General features: G+C 73.6%; 20 protein-coding genes. 5 read left to right on the forward strand and 15 right to left on the reverse strand.

Annotated features, from left to right (window positions below; all coding sequences use genetic code 11):
• Positions 1 to 141 precede the first annotated feature (141 nt).
• The 3 genes from IEZ07_RS29570 (at position 142) to IEZ07_RS29580 (ending at position 2,177) form a co-directional block, all read left to right on the forward strand.
• The gene (locus IEZ07_RS29570) at positions 142 to 1,053 is read left to right on the forward strand and encodes a bile acid:sodium symporter family protein (protein WP_068903155.1); all 912 of its coding nucleotides are present in this window, start codon (positions 142 to 144) and stop codon (positions 1,051 to 1,053) included.
• A complete protein-coding gene (locus IEZ07_RS29575) occupies positions 1,050 to 1,694 on the forward strand; it encodes a hypothetical protein (protein ID WP_191897788.1) in 645 nt (214 codons plus the stop codon). The genes IEZ07_RS29570 and IEZ07_RS29575 overlap by 4 nt, the downstream gene beginning before the upstream one ends.
• Before the next feature lie 141 nt (positions 1,695 to 1,835).
• On the forward strand, positions 1,836 to 2,177 hold the full coding sequence (locus IEZ07_RS29580) for a hypothetical protein (protein ID WP_191897789.1): 342 nt from the start codon (positions 1,836 to 1,838) through the stop codon (positions 2,175 to 2,177).
• Here IEZ07_RS29580 and IEZ07_RS29585 read toward each other — a convergent pair.
• From IEZ07_RS29585 to IEZ07_RS29645, 13 genes are all read right to left on the reverse strand, one after another.
• Positions 2,161 to 3,225: an FAD-dependent oxidoreductase gene (locus tag IEZ07_RS29585; RefSeq protein WP_191897790.1), complete on the reverse strand. Its 1,065-nt coding sequence runs from the start codon at positions 3,223 to 3,225 to the stop codon at positions 2,161 to 2,163. The two genes, IEZ07_RS29580 and IEZ07_RS29585, sit on opposite strands and share 17 nt — an antisense overlap.
• Positions 3,226 to 3,239: 14 nt before the next feature.
• Complete coding sequence (locus IEZ07_RS29590; protein WP_191897791.1) at positions 3,240 to 4,586, reverse strand: MFS transporter; 1,347 nt, start codon at positions 4,584 to 4,586, stop codon at positions 3,240 to 3,242.
• Positions 4,583 to 5,821, reverse strand: coding sequence for an ATP-grasp domain-containing protein (locus IEZ07_RS29595; RefSeq protein ID WP_191897792.1), 1,239 nt, complete (start codon positions 5,819 to 5,821; stop codon positions 4,583 to 4,585). The genes IEZ07_RS29590 and IEZ07_RS29595 overlap by 4 nt, the downstream gene beginning before the upstream one ends.
• Before the next feature lies 1 nt (position 5,822).
• Positions 5,823 to 7,235 (reverse strand): cation:proton antiporter, encoded by a 1,413-nt coding sequence (locus IEZ07_RS29600; RefSeq protein ID WP_239320876.1) that lies wholly within the window; start codon positions 7,233 to 7,235, stop codon positions 5,823 to 5,825.
• A 4-nt stretch (positions 7,236 to 7,239) separates the two neighbouring features.
• Positions 7,240 to 9,072, reverse strand: a complete 1,833-nt coding sequence (locus IEZ07_RS29605) for an ABC transporter substrate-binding protein (RefSeq protein WP_191897793.1) — start codon at positions 9,070 to 9,072, stop codon at positions 7,240 to 7,242.
• The gene (locus tag IEZ07_RS29610; protein WP_204054678.1) at positions 9,069 to 9,491 is read right to left on the reverse strand and encodes an avidin-fold protein; all 423 of its coding nucleotides are present in this window, start codon (positions 9,489 to 9,491) and stop codon (positions 9,069 to 9,071) included. Before IEZ07_RS29610 ends, IEZ07_RS29605 begins: the two co-directional genes overlap by 4 nt.
• On the reverse strand, positions 9,488 to 10,408 hold the full coding sequence (gene ddaH / locus IEZ07_RS29615; RefSeq protein ID WP_191897794.1) for a dimethylargininase: 921 nt from the start codon (positions 10,406 to 10,408) through the stop codon (positions 9,488 to 9,490). Before ddaH ends, IEZ07_RS29610 begins: the two co-directional genes overlap by 4 nt.
• Positions 10,408 to 11,664, reverse strand: coding sequence for an ATP-grasp domain-containing protein (locus IEZ07_RS29620; RefSeq protein WP_191897795.1), 1,257 nt, complete (start codon positions 11,662 to 11,664; stop codon positions 10,408 to 10,410). Before IEZ07_RS29620 ends, ddaH begins: the two co-directional genes overlap by 1 nt.
• Positions 11,661 to 13,196: a class I tRNA ligase family protein gene (locus tag IEZ07_RS29625; protein WP_191897796.1), complete on the reverse strand. Its 1,536-nt coding sequence runs from the start codon at positions 13,194 to 13,196 to the stop codon at positions 11,661 to 11,663. The genes IEZ07_RS29620 and IEZ07_RS29625 overlap by 4 nt, the downstream gene beginning before the upstream one ends.
• Entirely contained in the window at positions 13,193 to 13,582 is a 390-nt protein-coding gene (locus IEZ07_RS29630) for a cupin domain-containing protein (protein ID WP_068903173.1), read from the reverse strand. Before IEZ07_RS29630 ends, IEZ07_RS29625 begins: the two co-directional genes overlap by 4 nt.
• Positions 13,583 to 13,735: 153 nt before the next feature.
• Positions 13,736 to 15,034, reverse strand: a complete 1,299-nt coding sequence (locus IEZ07_RS29635) for a lysine N(6)-hydroxylase/L-ornithine N(5)-oxygenase family protein (protein WP_191897797.1) — start codon at positions 15,032 to 15,034, stop codon at positions 13,736 to 13,738.
• Between the two features lie 61 nt (positions 15,035 to 15,095).
• Positions 15,096 to 15,302 (reverse strand): hypothetical protein, encoded by a 207-nt coding sequence (locus IEZ07_RS29640; protein ID WP_191897798.1) that lies wholly within the window; start codon positions 15,300 to 15,302, stop codon positions 15,096 to 15,098.
• A gap of 113 nt (positions 15,303 to 15,415) precedes the next feature.
• Complete coding sequence (locus IEZ07_RS29645) at positions 15,416 to 15,811, reverse strand: hypothetical protein (protein ID WP_068903180.1); 396 nt, start codon at positions 15,809 to 15,811, stop codon at positions 15,416 to 15,418.
• A gap of 243 nt (positions 15,812 to 16,054) precedes the next feature.
• Here IEZ07_RS29645 and IEZ07_RS29650 point away from each other — a divergent pair, with 243 nt between their 5' ends.
• Positions 16,055 to 17,050, forward strand: a complete 996-nt coding sequence (locus IEZ07_RS29650; protein WP_191897799.1) for a helix-turn-helix transcriptional regulator — start codon at positions 16,055 to 16,057, stop codon at positions 17,048 to 17,050.
• 199 nt (positions 17,051 to 17,249) lie between these two features.
• Positions 17,250 to 17,987: a CHAP domain-containing protein gene (locus IEZ07_RS29655; RefSeq protein ID WP_191897800.1), complete on the forward strand. Its 738-nt coding sequence runs from the start codon at positions 17,250 to 17,252 to the stop codon at positions 17,985 to 17,987.
• 116 nt (positions 17,988 to 18,103) lie between these two features.
• Here IEZ07_RS29655 and IEZ07_RS29660 read toward each other — a convergent pair whose 3' ends face one another.
• Both IEZ07_RS29660 and IEZ07_RS29665 read right to left on the reverse strand, forming a co-directional pair.
• Positions 18,104 to 18,601, reverse strand: coding sequence for a flavin reductase family protein (locus IEZ07_RS29660; RefSeq protein ID WP_191897801.1), 498 nt, complete (start codon positions 18,599 to 18,601; stop codon positions 18,104 to 18,106).
• Positions 18,602 to 18,607: 6 nt separating this feature from the next.
• Entirely contained in the window at positions 18,608 to 19,840 is a 1,233-nt protein-coding gene (locus IEZ07_RS29665) for a styrene monooxygenase/indole monooxygenase family protein (protein ID WP_191897802.1), read from the reverse strand.
• Positions 19,841 to 19,862: the final 22 nt, after the last annotated feature.

Raw genomic sequence — 19,862 nt, forward strand, 5'->3', positions numbered from 1 at the left:
CGGGCCGGCCGCACCCCCGGCCGGCCCGCCGTACCCCCGCTCGGTCCACCCCGCCCGCCGTACCCGGTCGCGTCCGGTCACGTGCGGCGGCCGCGTCCGGTCACGATCCATGATGTCCCGTCACGAAAGGCAGGGACCGCCATGAGTCCCACCGTCAGCAGCGTCCTGCTCCCCGCCGCCCTCGCCGTGATCATGTTCGGTCTCGGCCTGAGCCTGACCGCGGACGACTTCCGCCGCGTCGCGGTCCACCCCCGGGCCGTCCTCGTCGCGCTCGTCTGCCAGGCCCTCCTGCTGCCCGCAGTCTGCTTCGGGCTCGTCCTGGCCTTCGGCCTGCCGCCCTCCCTCGCGGTCGGCATGATGCTGCTGGCCGCCTCGCCCGGGGGCCCGACCGCCAACCTCTACAGCCACCTGTTCGGCGGGGACGTGGCGCTCAACGTCACGCTGACCGCGATCAACTCCCTGACCGCCGTCTTCACCCTCCCCCTCGTCGCCAACCTCTCCCTGGCGTACTTCTACGCCGACGCGGGCACGCTGGGCCTGCAGTTCGACAAGACCGTCCAGGTCTTCGCCGTCGTCCTGGTCCCCGCCGCCCTCGGCATGCTGATCCGGGCCGCGAGGACCGCGTTCGCCGACCGGATGGCCCGCCCGGTCAAGGTGCTCTCGGTCGTCACGCTGGCGGCGGTGATCGCGGTCGCGGTCGTCTCCGCCGCGGACGGGCTCGCCGCCGACATCCGGGCCGTCGGCCTGGTCTGCCTGCTGTTCAGCGTCGTGAGCCTGACCGCCGGCTACTGGCTGCCGCGCCTGGCGGGGGTGGCCCCCCGGCAGGCCGTCGCCTCGTGCATGGAGATCGGCATCCACAACAGCACCCTGGCCATCGCCGTCGCCGTGAGCCCCGCCCTGCTGGGCGACCCCCGGATGGCGATCCCCGCCGTGGTGTACGGCGTGCTGGTGTTCCTGGTCGCGGCCGTCGCCGGGTTCGCCGTACGGCGCGGCACCCGGCCCGCGCTCGCCCTCGTCCCCGCGTCCGGCGCCGCCGGCCGCGTGCCGCTGTGAACGCGCCGGGCCCGGACCTGGCGGCCCTGCGCGAGGCGGTCACGGAGTTCGCCCGCTTCGCCGGCCCCGAACGGTCCTGGCAGCGCCTGCTCCGGGAGACCGCTCCGGCGCTCGACCTCTCGGTCCCCGGCCACCCGCGCGCGCTGCTGGCCTGGCTGAACTCCTGGGGCTGCCGGCTGCGCAACCCGCGCCCCGGCGAGCCGGACGTCTTCGGCGAGTCGGTGGCCGCCTGGTGGTCGCGCTGGGCCGCCCACCTGCCCGGACCGGACGACTCGCTGACCCGGCTCACGGACGCCGGGATCGACCGGCTCGGCCTGTGCTACGCCGACCTCGCCGCGGCTCCCGCCACCGCGGGGGCCCGCCCCCGCTCGCTCGGCTCCACCGCCGCCTCCAAGGCCCTGCACGCCCTGCGGCCCAGGGCCGTGATGCCCTGGGACGCGGCGATCGCCGAGCGCCTGCACGGCGCCCGCACCCCGGCGGCCTACGCCGCCCACCTGCGGCTGGGCCGGGAGTGGGCACTGGGCGTGCTGGCGGAGTCGGGACTCGGCGAGGAGGCCCTGGCCGCGGAGCTCGGCCGGCCCGGCCGACCGCTGACGAAGATGCTCGACGACTACTGCTACCTGACTTTCAGCGTGTTGTGACGCGCCGACGCCCGCCGATGCGCAATGCTTCAGCAAAGAATCGGCCCGCGGCGACCCCCGGTGCGGATGGGACGGGTGTTCCCGGGTAAGGGACCCGTCCCGGCCGATGCATCACGGAGCGCACCACGGAAGAGGGTCACGATGGCGAAAGAGCACACCGAAGGAGCCGCCGCGGCGCGGGCGCTGGCCGCGCGGCTGCCCGGCTGGACGGTCTGGTACGGCGAGCACACCCGCCGCTTCTGGGCCCTCTCCCGCGCCAAGGGGCGCAGCGGCGCCTCGCACGCCGAGGCCGCCACGGCCGAAGAGCTGGAGCGGATGGTCCGGCGCATCGAGGACGGCGTCCCCGCGCAGGCGTCCTCCGAGCGGGAGGCGCCCACCCGGGAGACTCCGCGTGCGACCCCGGCCCCCGCCCCGGCCGCGGCGGAGCCGGAGCCCCGCCGCGAGCCGGCGCGGCCGGCCGGCGCGGTCACCGCAGCGTCCTGACCAGGCTGCGCGCCGCCGTCCTGCTGGCGGCCAGCACCGTCTTGCCCGCCCCGCCGCTCCCGCCGGTGAAGGTGTAGATCCCCTGTGCCAGCGGGCGGAGCGAGAGCGCGCCCGTCGCGTGATAGCACTCGACCGCGGCCACCGCGGTGACCTCGGCGCCTCCGCCGCCCTTCCCGCCGGGCGGCCCGTGGCCGATCCTGGCCCGAGCGGTGTCCAGGATCCGGGTGGTCAGCGCGGGGTCGGCCACCGCCGCGCCCGGCGGCACGTCCCAGCGGTCGGTGGGCAGGCCGAGCAGCATCCGCCCGTCGGCGTACGGCCTGCCGTACAGGCCGGTGGTCTCGTCGACGAACGCGCCCGGACCTCCCGGGCCCGACGGCGTGAGCACGTACTGGATGGTCTTGGTCCGCAGCCCGCCGTCCGGCAGGCCCGTGCGGGCCAGCAGCGTCCGCGTCCACGCGCCCGCGGCCACGACGACCACGTCGAACCGCGCCGGGGGCCCGCCGACGGGGTGGACCTCGCCCTCGCGGGTGACGGTCTCGATCCGGCCGTCGACGACGAACACCCCCGATCGGGCGAGTTCCACCAGGAGCTTGTCGCGCAGCGCGTTCGGCGAGACGTAGCCCGCCCGCCGCTCCACCACTGCGACGCTCCCCTCCGGCAGGTCGCGGAAGGCGCCCCGGGCGGTGAGCCGCCCGGCGTCGAGCAGTTCGACCGAGCCCGGGATGCGGCTCCGTACGGCGTCCACCAGTTCGGCGGTGTCGCGGCCCAGGGCCGGCATCAGGTACACCGACCCGGTCTCCCGGTAGGAGGCCCAGGCCTGCAGCACGGGGTCCGACTGGAGCTCGGCGAGGCTCGCGGCGGCCTCCATGCACAGGTCGGGGTCGGGTTCGAAGGCCCGGGTCAGCCCGCCGGAGGCCGCGCTCGCGTCGGCCCTGCGGTACGGCTCCCCGGTGTAGAGGTGGACGGCGGTCCCCCGGATGGACTCGCACAGGCGCCACGCCAGGGTGACTCCGGCGATCCCTCCTCCGACGACGGCGATCCTCGGCATCACCGCACCCCCGCTCAGCCGGCCGAGGCGGCCGCGGGCTGCGGCTCCTCGGCTCCGGTCGCAGGGGTGCGCATGCCGAGGAGTCCGGCGACGGTCGCGACGGCGGCGACCAGGGCCGCCCAGAGCCACACCGAGCGGCCGACCTGGAACCACACCAGCGTGCCGAGGACCGGGCCGAGTGCGGTGCCGAGGCCGAAGACGCTCTGCATGGCGCCGATGTAGCGGCCGCGCAGCCGTTCGGGGCCCGCCATGGCGGGGTAGGCGAAGACCGTCGGCCCGCCGATGATCTCCGAGAGGGTCCAGACCAGGGTGCCGACCATGAACCAGACCGGGAGCGGGGAGATGGCGTAGATCGCGTAGCCGACCGAGACCAGGCCCAGCCCGAGCAGCGCGGTGAGCCGGATCGGCCACCGCTGCACGACCTTCGTCATCGCCAGCTCGCAGGTGATCACGATGAACCCGTTGAGCGAGACGGCGGCGCCGTACCACCACAGGCTGATCCCCGCCGCCGCGACGTCCAGCGGGAGCGTGGCCGTGTACTGGCAGTACACGATGGAGGTGAGCAGGACCGCGACCAGGTAGAGGCTGTAGCGCCGGTCGGCGAGGACCGCGCGGTAGCCCGACCGGCCCGCGGGCTCCGGCTCGGCGGCCCGCTGCCCGGCCGCGGGCCGGGAGACGCGCCGGGGCAGCGCGAGCGAGGCGATGACGGCGAAGGTGAGCGCGGCGGCGGCCTCGCCCCAGAAGAGCGCGTTGTAGGAGACCGACAGCAGCGCCGCGCCGATCAGCGGGGCCGCGGTCATGCCGAGGTTGAGCCCGAGCCGGTACACCGCGGTGATCATCACGAGGCGGTGCTTGGGCGTCAGCTCGGTCAGCAGCACCTGGGCCGCCGGCCGGTAGAACTGGCCGACCGTGCTGACCAGGAAGATCGCGCCCAGCAGGAGCGGGTAGGTGGGCAGGTAGAGGATGGAGACGATCAGTGCGGCCGATCCCGTCATGCTGACCAGCGTGGCCGCGCGCGGCCCGATCCGGTCGGAGAGCGACCCGCCGATGAGCGAGCCCGCGACCGCGCCCGCGCCGTAGACGCCGAGCGCGAGGCCCGCCTGGGTCGGGGAGAACCCGCGGTTGGTCAGGAACAGCACGAGGTAGATCTGGATGAACGCGGCCAGCTTGTTGACGAACACGCCGAGCAGCAGCGCCTTGGCCGCGCGGGACGTCTCCCGGAGGGTGACGATGACTCCGTCGTCGTCCTTTTCCGGCGGGGCCGGCGGGGCGGTCCCGGGCTGTGCGGGCCTCTCGGCTCCGGTGGGGTCTGCGGGCCTCTCGGGCCCGGTGGTCTCTTCGTTCCCGACGACGGCGGTCATGCTGCTGCCTTCACTTCCAGGTTGGCCTCGGCCGCGTCCAGGGCGGCGCGGCACTCGGCGAGGTCGGCGGAGACCGCGGTCGCGTAGGCGATGCGGCCCCACAGGGTGCCCTTGGGCGGGGGTGAGACGGTCGCTCCGGGTTCGACGACCGGGATCGCCCGGTCGACGGCCCCGGGCAGGCCCGCCTCGTCGAAGGCGATCGACCCGATCGTCGTGTCGTCCTCCGCGACGTAGAAGAAGCGGACCCCGGCGGCCAGCTCGTGCCGGGGCGTCACGTCGGGCACGCGCCCGCAGGCCACCGCCGCCGCGGCCAGGCCGGGGTCGATCCCGGTGGTGAGGAGCCCGAGGTAGGGGATCATGTCCCCACCCAGGCGGCCGTTGACCTCGATGACGCGCAGGCCCCGGGAGGAGAGCTTGATCTCCGTGTGGGTGAACCCGTCGGTGAACCCGAGGGCGGTGTGGGTGTCCTGCAGGACGCGGCGGAACTCCGGGTCGTGCAGGAGCTCGTCGCGGGCGTCGACGTAGTGGCCCACCTCCTCGCAGTACGGCTCGTAGCCGAGGACCTTGCGGGCCAGGAAGAGCGGCGTCACCACGCCGTCCCGGACGACGGCGTCCACGCTCACCTCGGGGCCGTCGGCGTACTCCTCGACCAGGACGGGCACGTCGAACGTGGCGCCGTCGGGGACGGTGAGGTCGCGGACGAACGCGAACCGCTCGGCGAGCTCCTCCGGGTCCTCGACCCGGATCACGCCCAGGCTGCCGCCGAGGCCGCGCGGTTTGAGGATGGCCGGGTAGCCGGTCTCGCCGGCGGCCTTCAGCGCCTCCTCCAGCGTGCCGACGGCCAGGGAGCGCGGCTGCGGCACGCCGCGGGCGTCGAGCGCGACCCGGGTGAGGTGCTTGTCGCGGCAGCGGCGCACCATCGCGGTGTCGCCGCCGGGCAGGCCCAGGGCCTCCGCGACGTGGGCGGCGGCCAGGATCCTGGCCTCGTCCCAGCACAGCACGCCCTGGACGGGCTCGCGCGCGGCCAGGTCGAGCGCGGCGGGGACCATCCCGGGGCCGTCCACGGTGCTGTCCACCAGGGTCCAGCCGGTGACGTACTCGCGCTCCCAGCCGGGCTCGGCGGTGGCGAACAGGTGGATCCGGTACCCGGTCGCGATCGAGCGCAGCAGGTACTCGCGGTAGTGCCGCATCCCCGTCGCGATCAGCAGGACGAGCGGGCGGTCGTCTGCGGTCATGTCACGCCTCCTTGGCGGTCGTCACGAACTGCTTGTCGGGGGTCTGCCCGGGGGTCTCCAGGGCGTCGAAGAACTCCTCGCGGACCACCTCGTCCTCGGTGGGGGCGATGCGGGAGGCCGCGAAGCGGAGCAGGGGCGGCGCCATCATCGAGGTCACGACCGCGACGAGGACGATCACGGTGTAGGACGCGGTGGTGAGCACGCCGAGCCGGAGGCCGACCATGGCGACGATCACCTCGATGACGCCCCGGGAGTTGAGGCCGGCGCCCAGGGCGAGCGCCTCCCAGCGGGTGCGCCGCGCGATGCGCGCCCCGAGGTAGGCCCCGGCGAACTTGCCGGCGATGGCGACGGCCAGGACCAGCAGGCCCGCGCCGAGCACGACGGGGTTCGCCAGCTCGGTCAGGTCCATCCGCAGGCCCGCCGTGGCGAAGAAGATCGGCGCCAGCACCGCGGCGACGAACGTCTGCAGCGGGGCGAGCCGGGCGACCTTCAGGTCCGGGGACGAGCCGATGAGCGCCCCGCAGACGAAGGCGCCGAGGATGGCCTCGAAGCCCAGCGCGTGGGTCACCGCCGCGAAGAGCAGGAACAGCACGGTCACCGCGGCGATCAGGGTGCGGTCCCCTTGGCCGCGGTCGGCCAGCCGCAGCACCGCCGCCACCGCCCTGCGGCCGATCAGCAGGGAGGCCAGGACGAACACCGCGAGCAGCGCGATCGCGGTCAGCGCCGCCTGCCCGGTGCGGGCTCCGGCGGTGGCGAGCGCGGAGACCACGGAGAGCAGGAACCAGCCTGCCACGTCGTCGATCACGGAGGTGCTCAGGATGAGCTGGCCGATGTCCCGGTGGAGCAGGCGCATCTCGGTGAGGATCTTGGCGATGACGGGGATCGCGCTGACGCACAGCGCGACGCCGAGGAAGAGGGCGAACACCATGGGGTCGGTGCCGCCGACGATCATCTCCGGCGGGGCCAGGAACCCGATCCCGACGCCGAGGGCGAGGGGCACCAGGAGCCCCGTGCCGCTGATCCAGGCCGCCGACCTGCCCTGGCGCCGCAGGAAGCCGGTGTCGAGGTGCATGCCGGTCATGCCGACCAGAAGCAGGACGCCGAGCTGGCCGACGGCGTCGATCAGGTGGAAACGGGCCGGGTCCTGCGGCAGCAGCCAGGCGAACAGGTCCGGGGCGGCGTTGGCCAGCAGCGACGGCCCGATGAGGATGCCCGCGCACAGCTCGCCGAGGAGCGCCGGCAGTCCGAACCGGGCGGAGAGCCGCCCGAGCAGGGTCGCCAGGCCGAGGAGCAGGCCGAGCTGGAGGAGGAAGGTCATCAGGTGGTGGGCGGGGATGACGGCGACGGGCGCCCCGGCGAGGGGCATGCTGAGGGACGTGTTCAGGGACGCGGCGAGGGTCGCGGCGGAGCTCACGGCGTCACTCCCCGCTCTCGACGTAGTACCAGTTCTCCGGCGCGATCATGCCGAAGGGGTTGATCGGCTCGAAGCCCCGCAGGTCGTTCGCGACCTCGAACAGCCGCAGCGAGAAGTTCGGGATGAAGATGACCGGGACCTGCTCGGCGATGTAGTCCTGGTAGTCGTAGAGCGCGCCCAGGTCGTCGGTGGTGACCGACTTCGCGATGAGCTCGTCGGCCTTCGGGTCGGTGTAGTGGCCGAAGTTTCCGCCGGCGTCGGTCTTGAACAGGATCTCGCCGCTCGGGAAGTGGTAGACCCAGCCGCCGCCCCAGGTGCTCAGCTCCCACAGGCAGGGGCTGTCCGGCCCGGCGACGCACGGGGCGTCCTCGGCGACCAGGACCGAGCCGTAGACCTCCTGCAGCCGCAGCTCGATGCCGGCGCGCGCCGCGTCGTCGCGGAACTGCTCCATCAGCCGGGTGAGCGCCGGGCGTCCCTCGGCGTACCGGAGCGAGAAGCTGAGCTTCGTGCCGGCCGGGATGCCCGCGCCGGCCTGGCCGGGGCCCTCGCCGGGGCCGGTGCACACCGCGGGGAAGACACTCGTATCCCAGCCGTTGGCGGCCAGCAGCGCGCGGGCCCGCTCGGGGTCGAAGGGCAGGACCGGCGCGCCCCGCAGGGCGGGCGAGACCAGGTCGCTCGCGGGGTGGCAGGGCACCGGGCCGTCCTGCCGGTAGGCGTAGCCGTGGTAGATCTCGCGGGCCGCCCGGTCCTGGTCGAGCGCGTGCTGCATCGCCTGCCGGATGTAGGTCTGGGCGAGCATCTTCCCGGCCACGGTCGGGTTGTTGTAGTTGAGGGGGATGTAGCGGATGCAGAACGCGGCCTGCGGGACCAGCGTGTAGTTCTCGGCGAGCGGGTTCGGTCCGCCCTTGGTGGGGTCGTCGGTGGGCTCGGTGCTGAAGCTGAGCGGCAGGTAGCCGACCTGGACGCCGTCCGGGCCGTCCGGTCCGGCCAGGAGCCGCTCGTACTCCTCGCCGTCCGACATGAACGGGATCTGGCGGAACTCGTCGAGGTGGGGCTTGTTCGGGCCGGAGTAGTGCTCGTTGGGCACGAAGGTGACGACACCGTCCATGGTGTAGCTCTTCAGCCGCCACGGGCCGCTGACCACGCTCCAGACGGGGCTGTCGGCCCAGTGCACGCGGTCGGAGTTGTCCTCCTCCAGCACGCCGCCGTTCTCGGCCATCAGGAAGTCGTAGACGGCCTCGACGTCGGCGAGGTCCTCCGACGCGTTGGCCGGCCCGTCGGCGGTGCGGTCCCAGGCCCGGGGCATCGGGGTGATGGTGCTGAGCTGGTTCATCAGCACCCAGCGCTTGGAGTAGGCCTTGTCGAAGGTGAAGTAGACCCTGTCCTCGGCGAGCTTGCCGTAGGAGACCAGGTTGTCGGGGAAGTACCCGGGGACGTACTCGCCGTAGCGCTCGCCCTTGACGGCCATCATGTTGACCCAGAACAGGACGTTGTCCGCGCAGACGGTCTCGCCGTTGGACCACTTCCAGGGCTTGATCGTGACGGTGACCGTCCGCCCGTCCTCGCTCCACTCCGGCGGCTCGCCGATGCTGAGGTCGTAGTCGACCTCGGGTGTGCCGTGGGTGCCGAAGAAGTACAGCGGCCGGTACATCAGGATCTGGAATTCCAGCAGGTTGCGGGTGCCGAAGCGCTCCGGCGGGGTGAACGGGAAGATGATCGACGGCGGGAAGCCGGGTGCGCAGGCCCAGGTGACGGTCCCGCCCCTGGCGGGGGTCTCGCCGCGCGGGCGCGCGGGGGCCGCCGTGTCGGTGGTCGCGGTGTCGATGGTCGCGGTCATGTCCGGTCCTCGTCCTCGTGCTCGTGCTCGTTCTCGGTGGCAGTGGTGGCGGTGGCGGTGGCGGTGGGGAGCTCCTCCAGCAGGGAGACGCCGGTGGCGGCGTGCTCGCCGTACCGCTCCCACTCCTCGTGCAGCCGGACGCGCCCGTCGGCGAGCGTCTCCGGGGTGCTGTGGCAGCGGCCCGAGACGATCTCCCCGGTGTCCAGGACCATGCAGTAGGCGAAGTCGAGGGTGCCGTCGGGGGCGCAGACCCCGGTGAGGGCGCCGCGCCGGGCGTGGCCGCCGGCGAACTCGCCCCACAGCAGGTCCCCGTCCTGCCGGTAGGTCGCGGTCGGCGACTCCACCCCGGCGGGCACGTCCCCGGAGGTGAAGCGCCGTCCCTCGTAGCCGTTCTCCGCGGTCCTCTCCGGGATGCTCATCGGGGGCCCCCGCGCAGCTCCAGCGTGCAGCACTTGGCGCTGCCGCCCGACTTGAGCAGCTCCGACAGCTCCACGCCGATCGGCTCGAAGCCGCGCTCGCGCAGCTCGTCCATGAGGTGGGTGGCGGCGGGCGGCATCAGGACGTGGCGGCCGTCGGAGACGGCGTTCAGGCCGAAGGCCTCGGCGTCGGCCTCGGTGGCGATGATCGCGTCGGGGTAGAGCACGCGCAGCACGCCCTGGCTCTCCCGGGAGAACGCCCCCGGGTAGTACATGATCAGTTCGTCGTCGAGTACGGCCAGCGCCGTGTCGAGGTGGTAGAAGCGCGGGTCCACCAGCCGGAGCCCGGCGACGGGGAGGCCGAAGAACCTCTCGGCCTCGCGGTGCGAGCGGACGTCGGTGCGGAAGCCGGTCCCGGCGAGCAGGTAGCGGCCGGCCGCCAGGTAGTCGCCCTCCCCCTCGTTGACGTGCACGGCCTCGCGGGTCTCGTAGCCGCGGGCGCGGAACCACTCCAGGTAGGCCGGGCCCTCCGCGGCCCGCTCGGCGTGCCGGAAGCGCGCCGAGAGCACCTTCCCGCCGATGACCGTGGCGCCGTTGGCGGCGAAGACCATGTCGGGGTAGCCGGGCAGCGGCTCGATGAGCTCCACCCGGTGGCCGAGGGCCTGGAAGGCGCGGAGCAGCCCCTCCCACTGGAGCCGGGCCAGGGCGCCGTCCACCGGCTTGCCCGGGTCCATCCAGGGGTTGATGGAGTAGACGACGTCGAAGTGGGTGGGCGGGCACATCAGGTAGCGGCGGGTCCGGGCGGTCCGCCCGCCGGGGGTCGCGGCGCGGGCCGCGGGGGCCTGCGCGGGGACGGCCGGCCGCTCAGGGGCGGAGGTCTGGGCGGAGGTCTGGGCGGGGGCGACGGTCAGCTGTGTCATCACCGGTCTCCGATCGGGGAGAGTTCGACGCGGATCCGGTCCGCGAGGTCGTTCATGGTCTGCCGGGCGTCCTCCAGCGAGTCGCCGGTGGTGCCCAGGAAGCCGAGGATGCTGTTGCCCTCCGGCGGGCGGCGGACGACGTCCCCGGGCCGAGCGGTGATCTTGAGGAAGAAGACCCGGTCGGACTCGCTCACCTCTGCGGGCACGTCGATCCGCTCGATCCGGCCCGCGTCGCAGAGCAGGCACATGGCGGTGACGTGGACGCCGGTCGGCTCGTAGTGGCGGACCCGGGGCCGCACGCCGCGCGCCACGTCCATGACGGCGCGGATCGGGCAGTGGTCGGCGGTGATCCGGGCGATGAGGTCCAGCCCTCCGCCGCCGGGGCGGATCGCGATCTCCAGCAGGTACGGCTCGCCGCGGTGGAAGCGCACCTCGGCGTGCATCACGCTGCGGTCCAGCCCCTGGGCGCGGGCGCCCGCCGCGACGACCCGGTGCACCGCGGCCACCTGCTCCGGGCCGAGCGAGGTCGGCGCGTGGTGCACGTCGTCGTCGAAGGTCCCGCCCTCGGCGGTGATCCGGTCCACGATCGAGCCCAGGTAGACCTCGCCGTCCCAGGCGACGGCCTCGATCAGGAACTCCTCCCCGTCGAGGAAGGCCTCCACCATCAGTCCGTGCGGGCCGAGGTCGAGGCCCTCGGCCTCCATCGCGTACCACGACATGCCCGCGATGCCCTCGGCCGCCCGGGGAAAGGTCTCCCGCAGCTCCTCCTCGTCGTCGATGCGGAACACGAAGTTGCTGGCCGCGCCGAGCGTCGGCTTGAGGATGACCGGGTAGCCGAAGTCCTCTGCGGCCCGCCGCGCCTCCTCCACGTCGGCCACCAGGCGGAAGCCGGGGTGCGGGGCGCCGTGCCTGCGGTGCGCCTCGCGCATCAGCAGCTTGTTCCGGCTGGTCCTGGCCGCCTCCGCGCCGACGCCCGGCAGGCCGAGCGCCTCGGCGACCGCGGCGACCGCGGTCACGGCCGACTCGGAGAAGGTGATGACCCCGTCGAAGCGCTCCTGCTCGTGCCAGGCCTTCGCCTCGGTGATGAGGTCGTCGATCCGCTGGGAGCCGGCGACGCGGTAGCGGTCCTGCGGCCAGAAGTCCGGCGTGCCGATCCCGTTCAGCACGTACAGCTCGGCGCCGAGGTCGGCGACCTGGCGGTAACGGGACTGGTAGTAGGAGGCGTTCTGGCGTGCCTCCAGGGCGAGCAGTCTCATCGGGCGCTCCCGGGCAGTCGTGGCAGCAGGAAGGAGGTGACCGTCTCGGCGCCGGTCTCCAGGGTGAGCTTCACCCCGCGCGTCTCGGCCTCGGCCGCGACGTCGATCAGGATGGGGGCCGCGCAGGCCAGCAGGGTGCGCACCTCCAGCAGCAGGTCGCCGGTCTCGGCGCGCTCGGCCTCCAGCAGCCGGCCGAGCTGGGTGACGATCCCGTCCGCCGCCCGGGTCAGGCTGAAGGACGGCAGGTCGTAGCAGAGGCGGAACCGCTCCACCATGACGGCCGCCCGGCGGCGGCCCTCGCCGGTGACGGGGAGCTCCTCGCCGGGGTCGGTGACGAGGGCGTCGATCCGGTCGGCCAGCGCGTTCCACGGCGCGCGCAGGCGCCGCTCGGCCACCTTGTCGAGTCCCTCCCTGGTGAAGTTGGCCCGCTGGTCCTCGGGGCAGGTCAGGGCGAGGTAGAACCGGACCAGGTCGCGCGGGACCTCCGCGACGAGGTCGGCGCCGCGGATGAGGTGGCCCCGGCTGGTGGAGAACTTCTCGTTCTCCAGCTCGTAGAACTCGTTGCAGACGTTGGCGTCCGGGGTGATGTAGCGGTCGCCGTGGGCGAGCAGCATCACCAGGTCGAGCATCCCCCAGAAGTAGACGTTGTCGAAACCGTGGAAGTAGACGAGGCGGTTGCCGCTCCCGGCCCGCCAGAGCGCGTCGACCGGGCCCTCCGGCTCGCCGGCCGCCCTCCAGGTGGCGTAGACGGAGGCGGGCATGGCCTCGATCCACGGGTAGAGGATCTGGCCGGGGGTCTCGGCGAACGGGGCGTCGATCCCCCAGCCCGGCGACGGCACCGTGATCGGGATCTCGGGGAGCGGCCCGGCCAGGATCTCCCGGACGAGCTGCGCGCCGTGCCGCCGCCAGACGTCCCGGCGGGCCTCGTAGTAGGCGGTGAGCTCCTCCCGGTAGTTCTCCATGGGCAGGACCAGGACGGTCGCCTCCCGCGAGGTCACCGGGTCCGCGGGGTCGAGGACCGAGCGGGGGCCGATCAGGTCGTCGAAGTGGTTGGGGCGGCCGCAGCCCTCGCAGGACCCGCCGCAGCTCTCGGCCAGGCAGGACGGGCACTCGCCCTTGACCAGGCCGTCGAACAGGTAGGTCCCGGCGTTCTCCGCGTACGGCATGCGCACGGTCCGGGTCTCGAAGCGCCCCTGCCGGTGCAGGGCGGTCACGAAGTCGAGCACCGTCCGGCGGTAGACGTCGTCGACGGGCGGCAGCTGCGCCAGGGAGATGCCCATGGCCTCCACCGACCGGCCGATCTGCCCGGTGGAGGTCCGGCAGAGCTCTCCGGGGGTCGTGCCGCGTGCCCGCGCGGTCGAGACCATGTAGGACTGGCTGTCGTCGGTGCAGGTCGCGTAGGTCACCGGCCGGCCGTCGGCGCGCAGGTAGCGGGCGTACACGTCGCCGGCGAGGTACGGCCCCGCCATGTGCCCGACGTGCAGGTCCCCGTTGGGCGTGGGGGTGGCGGCGATGACGATCGTCCGGGTCATCTCTCCTCCTGGGCGTCGCGCTCGTGGTTCTGCTCGTGGCGGGCGGTGAAGGCACCGGTCATGTCGGCGTCCCACCAGATGCCGTACATCTCGAAGTCGGCGGCGCCGTCGTTGACGACCCGGTGGTCGGTGCCGGGCGGGAAGTAGGCGACGTCCCCGGCGGCGAAGGCGGCTCGCTCGCCCTCGCTCTCCAGGACCGCCTCGCCGGACACGGCGATGAAGATCTCGTACTCGTGGTGGGCGTGCCGGGTGGAGGCCGTGCCGGGCCGGACCACGCACCAGGCGCCCTCGAAGGGGGCGTTCAGCGTGGTCCAGGGCAGCAGCCGTTTGGCGAGCAGGCCGTTGTCGGGCCTGAGCTGGTCGGGGTCGAAGGTACTGAGGTCCATGGAGGGCTCCTCGGATCGGACGGGGGCCGCGGCGGGGTCGCCGCACGGGCCGGAAGGCGCGGTGGGAGCGCGGTCGGAGCGCGGTGGCGGGGGCCGGAGGCGGTGGCGGGGTTGGGGGCCGAGGGCCGGGCGCCCGCGGGCCGGAGGGTGCGGTCAGGAGGCGACGGGCAGGGCGAACGGCGCGAGCAGCTCGGTGGCGGCCAGGCGGTCCTGGATGTCCCCGACGATCTCCTCGGCACGGGTGGCGAGCACGCTGAGCAGCGAGTCGGCGATGCCGTGCGTGTCCTCGTTGACGCCCTGCAGGTAGCAGGCGGCGCCGGACCCCGGAGGCAGGCCGAGCCGGTAGACCCGGTCGACGGCGATCTCCCCCAGGCCCGCCCGGGCCGCCAGGTCGCGGACCAGCCAGGGCATCCGGCGGTCGAAGCCGGTGCCCAGCAGCAGGATGTCGCAGGGCAGCTCGGTGCGGTCGCCGCTCTTGCGGTCGGTCAGGGTCAGCACGATCTCGTCCCCGTCGAGCCCGGCGGCGGTGATCTCCGCCATTGTGATCATCTTGAGCCGTTCCGCGCCGTTGAGCCGCTCGAGGTAGATCTGCCGGTACAGGGTGTCCAGCAGGCCGGGCGAGAGGCCCGCGTAGTTGCTGCGGTGCATCTCGGACAGGAGCTGGCGGCGCGCCTCCGGCTTCGCGCCGTAGAACTCGTCGATGAACGAGGAGTAGAAGAGCTCGTTGGTGAACCTGCTGCTCTCGTAGCCGTTGAGGCCGATGGAACGCATGATCATGGTGCACTGGGCCTCGGGCATGCTCTGGTGGGTGGCCCAGAGCATCTCGGCCGCGCTCTGCGCTCCGCCGATCACCGCGACCCGGTGCGGCGCACCGTGGTCGAACCGGCTGATCCCCCGCGTGTACTCGGTGCTGTGGATGATCCGCTCCCGCGGCAGCGCGCCGAACACCTCGGGGATGTGCGGGTCGCGGCCGGCGCCGACCACGAGGGTGCGGGCGGTGATGGTGGAGCCGTCGCCGAGCTCGGCGCGCCACTCCTCCACCTCGCCGCCGGGCAGCAGGACCGGCTCGATCCTGACGCACCGCCGGCCGTACTCGATCCGCACCCGGGACAATGACTGCGCCACCCACAGGAGATATTCCGATATCTCACTCCGGTAGGGGGTGAAGCTGCCCAGGTTGACGAATTCATTGAGCCTTCCGGCCGAGTGCAGATAATTGACGAATGAGAATCTGCTCCGCGGATTCCGCAGCGTCACGAGGTCTTTCAGAAAGGACACCTGACTCTGCGCCCAGGGCAGCAGCATGCCGCGCTGCCAGGACACGTCCTGGTGCTGTTCGAGGAGCAGGGTCCTGCTCGCCAGCTCGGGCGAGAGCTCCTCCAGCGCCACCGCGAGGGCGAGGTTGGAGGGGCCTGCTCCGATCGCCAGTACTTCGACTTCCTGATGGTTCACTGTGGTCGCCTCCCAGACGACTCGCCGGGCTGCCGCCCGGACCAGGTGCTTCGCCGGCCGGTCACTGCCAGCCGGCGCCGAGCGCGGGGGCCGGCCCGGCGCCGGGCGCGGAGCCCGCCGGACCGTCCGCCGCGAGGTGGACCGGGGCCGCCGGCGACACCGCGGGCACCGCGGACGCCGGGGGCACCGGGGACGGGACCGCGAAGGCGAACGCGGCCGCGAGGGACAGGGCGCCGAGCGCGGCGGCGGGGCGGCCGATTTCCTTCATCGTCTTCTCTTCCTTTCCGCCGGTCGTGCCGGCTGAATTCACCGATGCGGCCGCTGGCATTTCCACCGGAGATCAACCGCGCTTTCTCCGGCCCTTCGGATTCTTGCCTCGAATCAGTTCCGGGATAAGCCCCGGCGCCTGTCAGCGCCCTGCAATGGCAGGACGCTGCCAGGCCCGCCGCCGAGCAGCAGGGCCTCGGCCAGGCAGGGGACCAGGCCCGCGGCGCAGCCGTCCAGGGACCAGCCGGCGAGCCGGGGGGACGTCGCGAGGCAGCGCCGGCACAACCGCTCCGCGGCGGTCTCGGCGGCTTCGAGGGTGGGCTGCAGGACGAAGAGGCCGAGATCGGCGCCGGCGGCGCTCACCGCGCCGTAGACGTGCTCGATCCGGTCGGCGGGATCGGCCAGGGCGAGGACGAGGTCGCGGAGCTCGCGGACCGGCATCCGCGGCGGGGGCGGCGGGCGGGAGCCGTCCTCCTCGGGGGCCCGCAGGCGGGCGTTGATGAGGTACATGGCTCGACGGTCTCCACCGGCCGCCGGATCCGCCAGGGATCCGGCCTGGCAGGCACCTGCCGTGCAGGAGGCTGCCAGGGGAGACGTCTCCGCCGAGGACCTTCCGGGCGGGTGGTTAACACGGGGTTATCCGGTGGCGCATAACCCTGGCATGACCCCTTCGCCCTAGTTTCACACTGCGACCGCCGGAAGGTCGGTCCCCGACCGGTCGCGCCGTGCTCGCGTCCGTCACCGGGAGGGGTCGTGCTCTCACTGCTTGGCCTCGGGTCCGCCGAGGAGACCGTCTACCGCGCCATCCTGGAGAACCCCTCCCACGGGGTGTCCGAACTGAGCGAGAAACTGGGCTGGCCGGTCCCCCGGATCCGTGACGCGCTCGACGAGCTGGCCCGGCTGTCGCTGCTCCGGCCCTCCTGGGAGGAGCCGGGCGTGCTGCGCCTGGTGCGTCCCGAGGTCGGCCTGTCCGCGCTGCTCGCCCGGGAGGAGGCGGCGCTGCTCAGCCGCCAGCAGGAGATCGAGCGGGGCCGGACGGCCGTCGCCCAGATGATCGCGGCCTACGCGGACCTGAACCCCGCCCAGCCCAGCGACGGCGCAGAGACGCTGCTCGGCATCGACACCGTCCGCACGCGCATCGAGGAACTGGCCCTGCGCTGCCGGCACGAGCTGCGCGGGTTCGAGCCCCAGGGCGCCCAGACCCTGGCGAACATCGACGCCAGCAGGCCGCTCGACCGGGCGCTGCTGGAGAACGGCGTGCGGATCCGCATCGTCTACCTCGACAGCGTCCGCAACGACCAGCACACCGCCGCCTACGCGACCTGGCTGGCCGAGCTCGGCGGACGGGTGCGCACGATCCCCTCCCTGCCGACCCGGATGATCATCTTCGATCGGGAGGCGGCGCTGCTCCCGATCGATCCGGACGACAGCAGCGTCGGCGCGGTCCTGCTCCGCGGCGCGGGCGTCATCACCGCGCTGACCGCGCTGTTCGAGGGGGTCTGGGAGCGGGCCGACGCGTTCGGCGACGAGCCCCACCGCGACGAGCGGGGACTGAGCAGCCAGGAACGCGAGGTCCTGCGCCTGCTGTCGATGGGCCTCACCGACGAGGCCGTCGCCCGCAAGCTCGACGTCTCCGTGCGGACCCTGCGCCGCGTCACCGCCGAGCTGATGGAGCGCCTGGACGCCCGGAGCCGGTTCCAGGCCGGCTGCCTGGCCGCCGGACGCGGCTGGGTCTCCGCACGGCGCTGAACCATCGGACAGAGCCGGGCCTCCTCGCCGTGCTGAACCTCCGAACGGGGCCGGGCCTCCGCACGACGCCGAGCCGCCCCCGGGCCGCTCGATGATCATCGAAGCGGGCGGATGTTAGACTGACCTCGGAGTTCTCGACGAATTCTCTCATCCGCCGGCCGGCCCGGCAGGCGGCTCGGAGACAAGGAGTGAACCCGGGATGATCAATGATCGCGTTCCCCGTTCCCTCCCCCCCTCCAGCCTTCCCCGGCTGGCCCTCAGCGCGGTTCTTGTCGTGGGGACGGCCCTCGTCGGCGTCCCGGCCCTGATGTCCGGCGTCCCGCCTGGCTCCCGGACCGGCCCGCCCGCCCAGGCCGTGCCGTACTGGCCCGCGGGGCGGGCGCCGCAGGCGGCGGTGGCGCGGATGCTGAGCGTGGCCGAGCAGCAGGTCGGGATCCGGGAGGACGCCGACGGGGGCGGCACCAAGTTCCACTCCTGGTACATGGAGACCTCCCGGGCCTGGGAGACCGCGGCCCGCGACGGCCACAGCATCCGGGCCTACGCCAACGCCCCCTGGTGCGCGATGTTCGTCTCCTGGGTCGGCGAGCAGGCGGGGCTCCGGTCCACGGTCGGCTCGGACGTCTACGTCGTCACCTGGGCCAGGCGGTTCCAGCTCGACGGGCGCTGGGGCAACACCGCCGTCCCCGGCGCCGTCGTCTACTTCGACATCGACGGGGACGGCGGCGAGGGCGTCTACCGGATCGACCACATGGGCCTGGTGAAGCAGGACAACGGCGACGGCACGATCACCACGATCGAGGGCAACACCGACAACGGCCGGGTCGAGCGGCGCATCCGGTCCAAGGGCGAGGTCGTCGGTTACGGCTATCCGGACTACCCCGCGATCTGGGGGCCCCGCTCCGGCGCCCCCGCACGGGCCGCCGGAGCGGGCTGGTGAACCGCCCGCCGGTGCGGGCCGACGGGTCCGGTCGACGGGACGGACCGGCGGCGACCGCCGGTCGCCGCCGGGCCGCGAGCCGCCGCTCCGGCCTTCGGGCCGGGGAGCGGAGCGCGTCAAGCGCAGCGCGCCGGGACCGGGACGGCGCCGAGCGGCGCCGCGGAGCGGTAGCGGCCGGCGTGGAAGACCAGCGGCTCGCCCTCCGCGCGGTGGAAGCGCTCGACCTCCCCGATGAGGATGAGGTGGTCGCCGGCCTCGTGGACGGTCGCCGTACGGCAGGCGAAGTACGCCAGGGTCCCGGCGAGCAGCGGCGCGCCGCCGGGGCCGGGCAGCGTCTCTACCCCGGCGAACTTGTCGGGCAGCGGGGTGGCGAACCGCCGGGACAGGTGGTCCTGGTCCTCGGCCAGGACGTTGACCGCGAACCGCCCGGCCCGCAGGAAGACGGGCACGCTGGGCGAGTTCCGGGTCAGGCACCACAGCACCAGGGGCGGGTCGAGCGAGACCGAGGTGAAGGAGTTGACGGTGACCCCGGCCCGGTCCCCGCCCGGGGCGGCGGCGGTGACCACCGCCACCCCGGTCGCGTACTGCCCGAGGGCCTCGCGCAGGGATCGCACGGCCGCTCACTCCCCTCGGGCGCCGGTGCGCGCCAGGTAGCCGCCCGCCGAGACGGGGTCCATGAACCACTCGGAGAAGTCCGCCGGGTCGTCGAAGCCGTTGACGAAGCGCGAGGCCACCTCCGGCACCCGGCCCGCGGCCTGCAGGATCTCCAGGACGTGCGGCGGCGGGGGCGCGAGAAGCGCGTTCGTCCAGGCGGTGACGTGCCGGGCGACCCGCCAGTAGCGCTCGAAGGTCTCCTCCATCCAGGCCGCGTCGAACGGCCGCCCGCCGCGCTCCAGGATGTCCGCCAGGTAGGAGGCGGCGCACTTGGCGGCGTTGTTGGACCCCTGCCCGGTGATCGGGTCGTTGAGCACGACGACGTCGGCGACCCCCAGGACCGGCGCGCCCGAGGGCAGCGTCGCGACCGGGCGGCGCACGGTCGGGGCGAAGCGGCCGGTCAGCACGCCGCCGGAGTCGGTGAGCTCGACGCCGGCGCAGCGCTCGGCCTCCCACGGCAGGAAGGTCTCCAGGATCCGCCGGCTCCTGGCCAGGTGCTCGGCGGGGGTGCGCACGTCGCCCCAGCAGTCCATCGGCCCGCCGGGCACCCCCTCGAAGACCATGATCTCGCAGGGACCGGTGGCGGTGAGGGCCGGGAAGACGAAGTACTCGCCGACGCCCGGGATCAGGTTGAAGCAGACCGCGGAGTGCTCCGGCCTCGGCGTCAGCCCGGTGACGTAGGTCACGGCCAGGGCCCGCTGCGGGACGTCGTACGGCGAGCGGGCGGCGTCCCGCTCGAACAGCGAGGCGATCGGCCCCTTGCCCGCGGCGACCATGACGAGGTCGTACTCTGCGGCGTACTCCTCCAGGTCGCCGACCCCGGCGTCGTGGATGACGAGCTTGCCGCCGAGCCGCTCGACCTCGGCCATCCAGGCGGGCATCTTCAGCCGCTGGTCGACCGAGCGGGCGGGCGTGTCGAGCCGGGCCGCCCAGTCGATCGCCCGGCCGCCGCCGGGGCCGGCCACGGTGACCTGCATCCCTTCGATCGGCGGGCACTCGCCCGCCCACAGGTCCAGCCCGAGGTCGCGCTCGTGGCCGAGGGCCGTGCCGAACATGGCCTGGCCGGACATGACCCGGCCGTCCCGGATCTCCTCCGGGGTCCGGTTGGAGACGACGGTGACGTCGTAGCCGTTGCGGAGCAGGCCGAGGGCGAGGTGGAGGCCCGCCTGCCCGGCGCCGACGATGAGGATCCTGCGCATGGTGAGGTGTCCCTTCTCCAGG

This window comes from Planomonospora parontospora (assembly GCA_014647935.1).
Lineage (GTDB): Bacteria > Actinomycetota > Actinomycetes > Streptosporangiales > Streptosporangiaceae > Planomonospora > Planomonospora parontospora.

What these genes read in the sequence shown, in the direction of transcription:
- IEZ07_RS29665 (WP_191897802.1), bottom strand. Translation starts at nt 19,840, where the DNA reads ATGCGCAGGATCCTCATCGTCGGCGCCGGGCAGGCGGGCCTCCACCTC.
- ddaH (WP_191897794.1), bottom strand. Translation starts at nt 10,408, where the DNA reads ATGACACAGCTGACCGTCGCCCCCGCCCAGACCTCCGCCCAGACCTCC.
- IEZ07_RS29580 (WP_191897789.1), top strand. Translation starts at nt 1,836, where the DNA reads ATGGCGAAAGAGCACACCGAAGGAGCCGCCGCGGCGCGGGCGCTGGCC.
- IEZ07_RS29645 (WP_068903180.1), bottom strand. Translation starts at nt 15,811, where the DNA reads ATGTACCTCATCAACGCCCGCCTGCGGGCCCCCGAGGAGGACGGCTCC.
- IEZ07_RS29620 (WP_191897795.1), bottom strand. Translation starts at nt 11,664, where the DNA reads ATGAGACTGCTCGCCCTGGAGGCACGCCAGAACGCCTCCTACTACCAG.
- IEZ07_RS29570 (WP_068903155.1), top strand. Translation starts at nt 142, where the DNA reads ATGAGTCCCACCGTCAGCAGCGTCCTGCTCCCCGCCGCCCTCGCCGTG.
- IEZ07_RS29595 (WP_191897792.1), bottom strand. Translation starts at nt 5,821, where the DNA reads ATGACCGCAGACGACCGCCCGCTCGTCCTGCTGATCGCGACGGGGATG.
- IEZ07_RS29640 (WP_191897798.1), bottom strand. Translation starts at nt 15,302, where the DNA reads ATGAAGGAAATCGGCCGCCCCGCCGCCGCGCTCGGCGCCCTGTCCCTC.
- IEZ07_RS29585 (WP_191897790.1), bottom strand. Translation starts at nt 3,225, where the DNA reads ATGCCGAGGATCGCCGTCGTCGGAGGAGGGATCGCCGGAGTCACCCTG.
- IEZ07_RS29655 (WP_191897800.1), top strand. Translation starts at nt 17,250, where the DNA reads ATGATCAATGATCGCGTTCCCCGTTCCCTCCCCCCCTCCAGCCTTCCC.
- IEZ07_RS29625 (WP_191897796.1), bottom strand. Translation starts at nt 13,196, where the DNA reads ATGACCCGGACGATCGTCATCGCCGCCACCCCCACGCCCAACGGGGAC.
- IEZ07_RS29630 (WP_068903173.1), bottom strand. Translation starts at nt 13,582, where the DNA reads ATGGACCTCAGTACCTTCGACCCCGACCAGCTCAGGCCCGACAACGGC.
- IEZ07_RS29610 (WP_204054678.1), bottom strand. Translation starts at nt 9,491, where the DNA reads ATGAGCATCCCGGAGAGGACCGCGGAGAACGGCTACGAGGGACGGCGC.
- IEZ07_RS29605 (WP_191897793.1), bottom strand. Translation starts at nt 9,072, where the DNA reads ATGACCGCGACCATCGACACCGCGACCACCGACACGGCGGCCCCCGCG.
- IEZ07_RS29590 (WP_191897791.1), bottom strand. Translation starts at nt 4,586, where the DNA reads ATGACCGCCGTCGTCGGGAACGAAGAGACCACCGGGCCCGAGAGGCCC.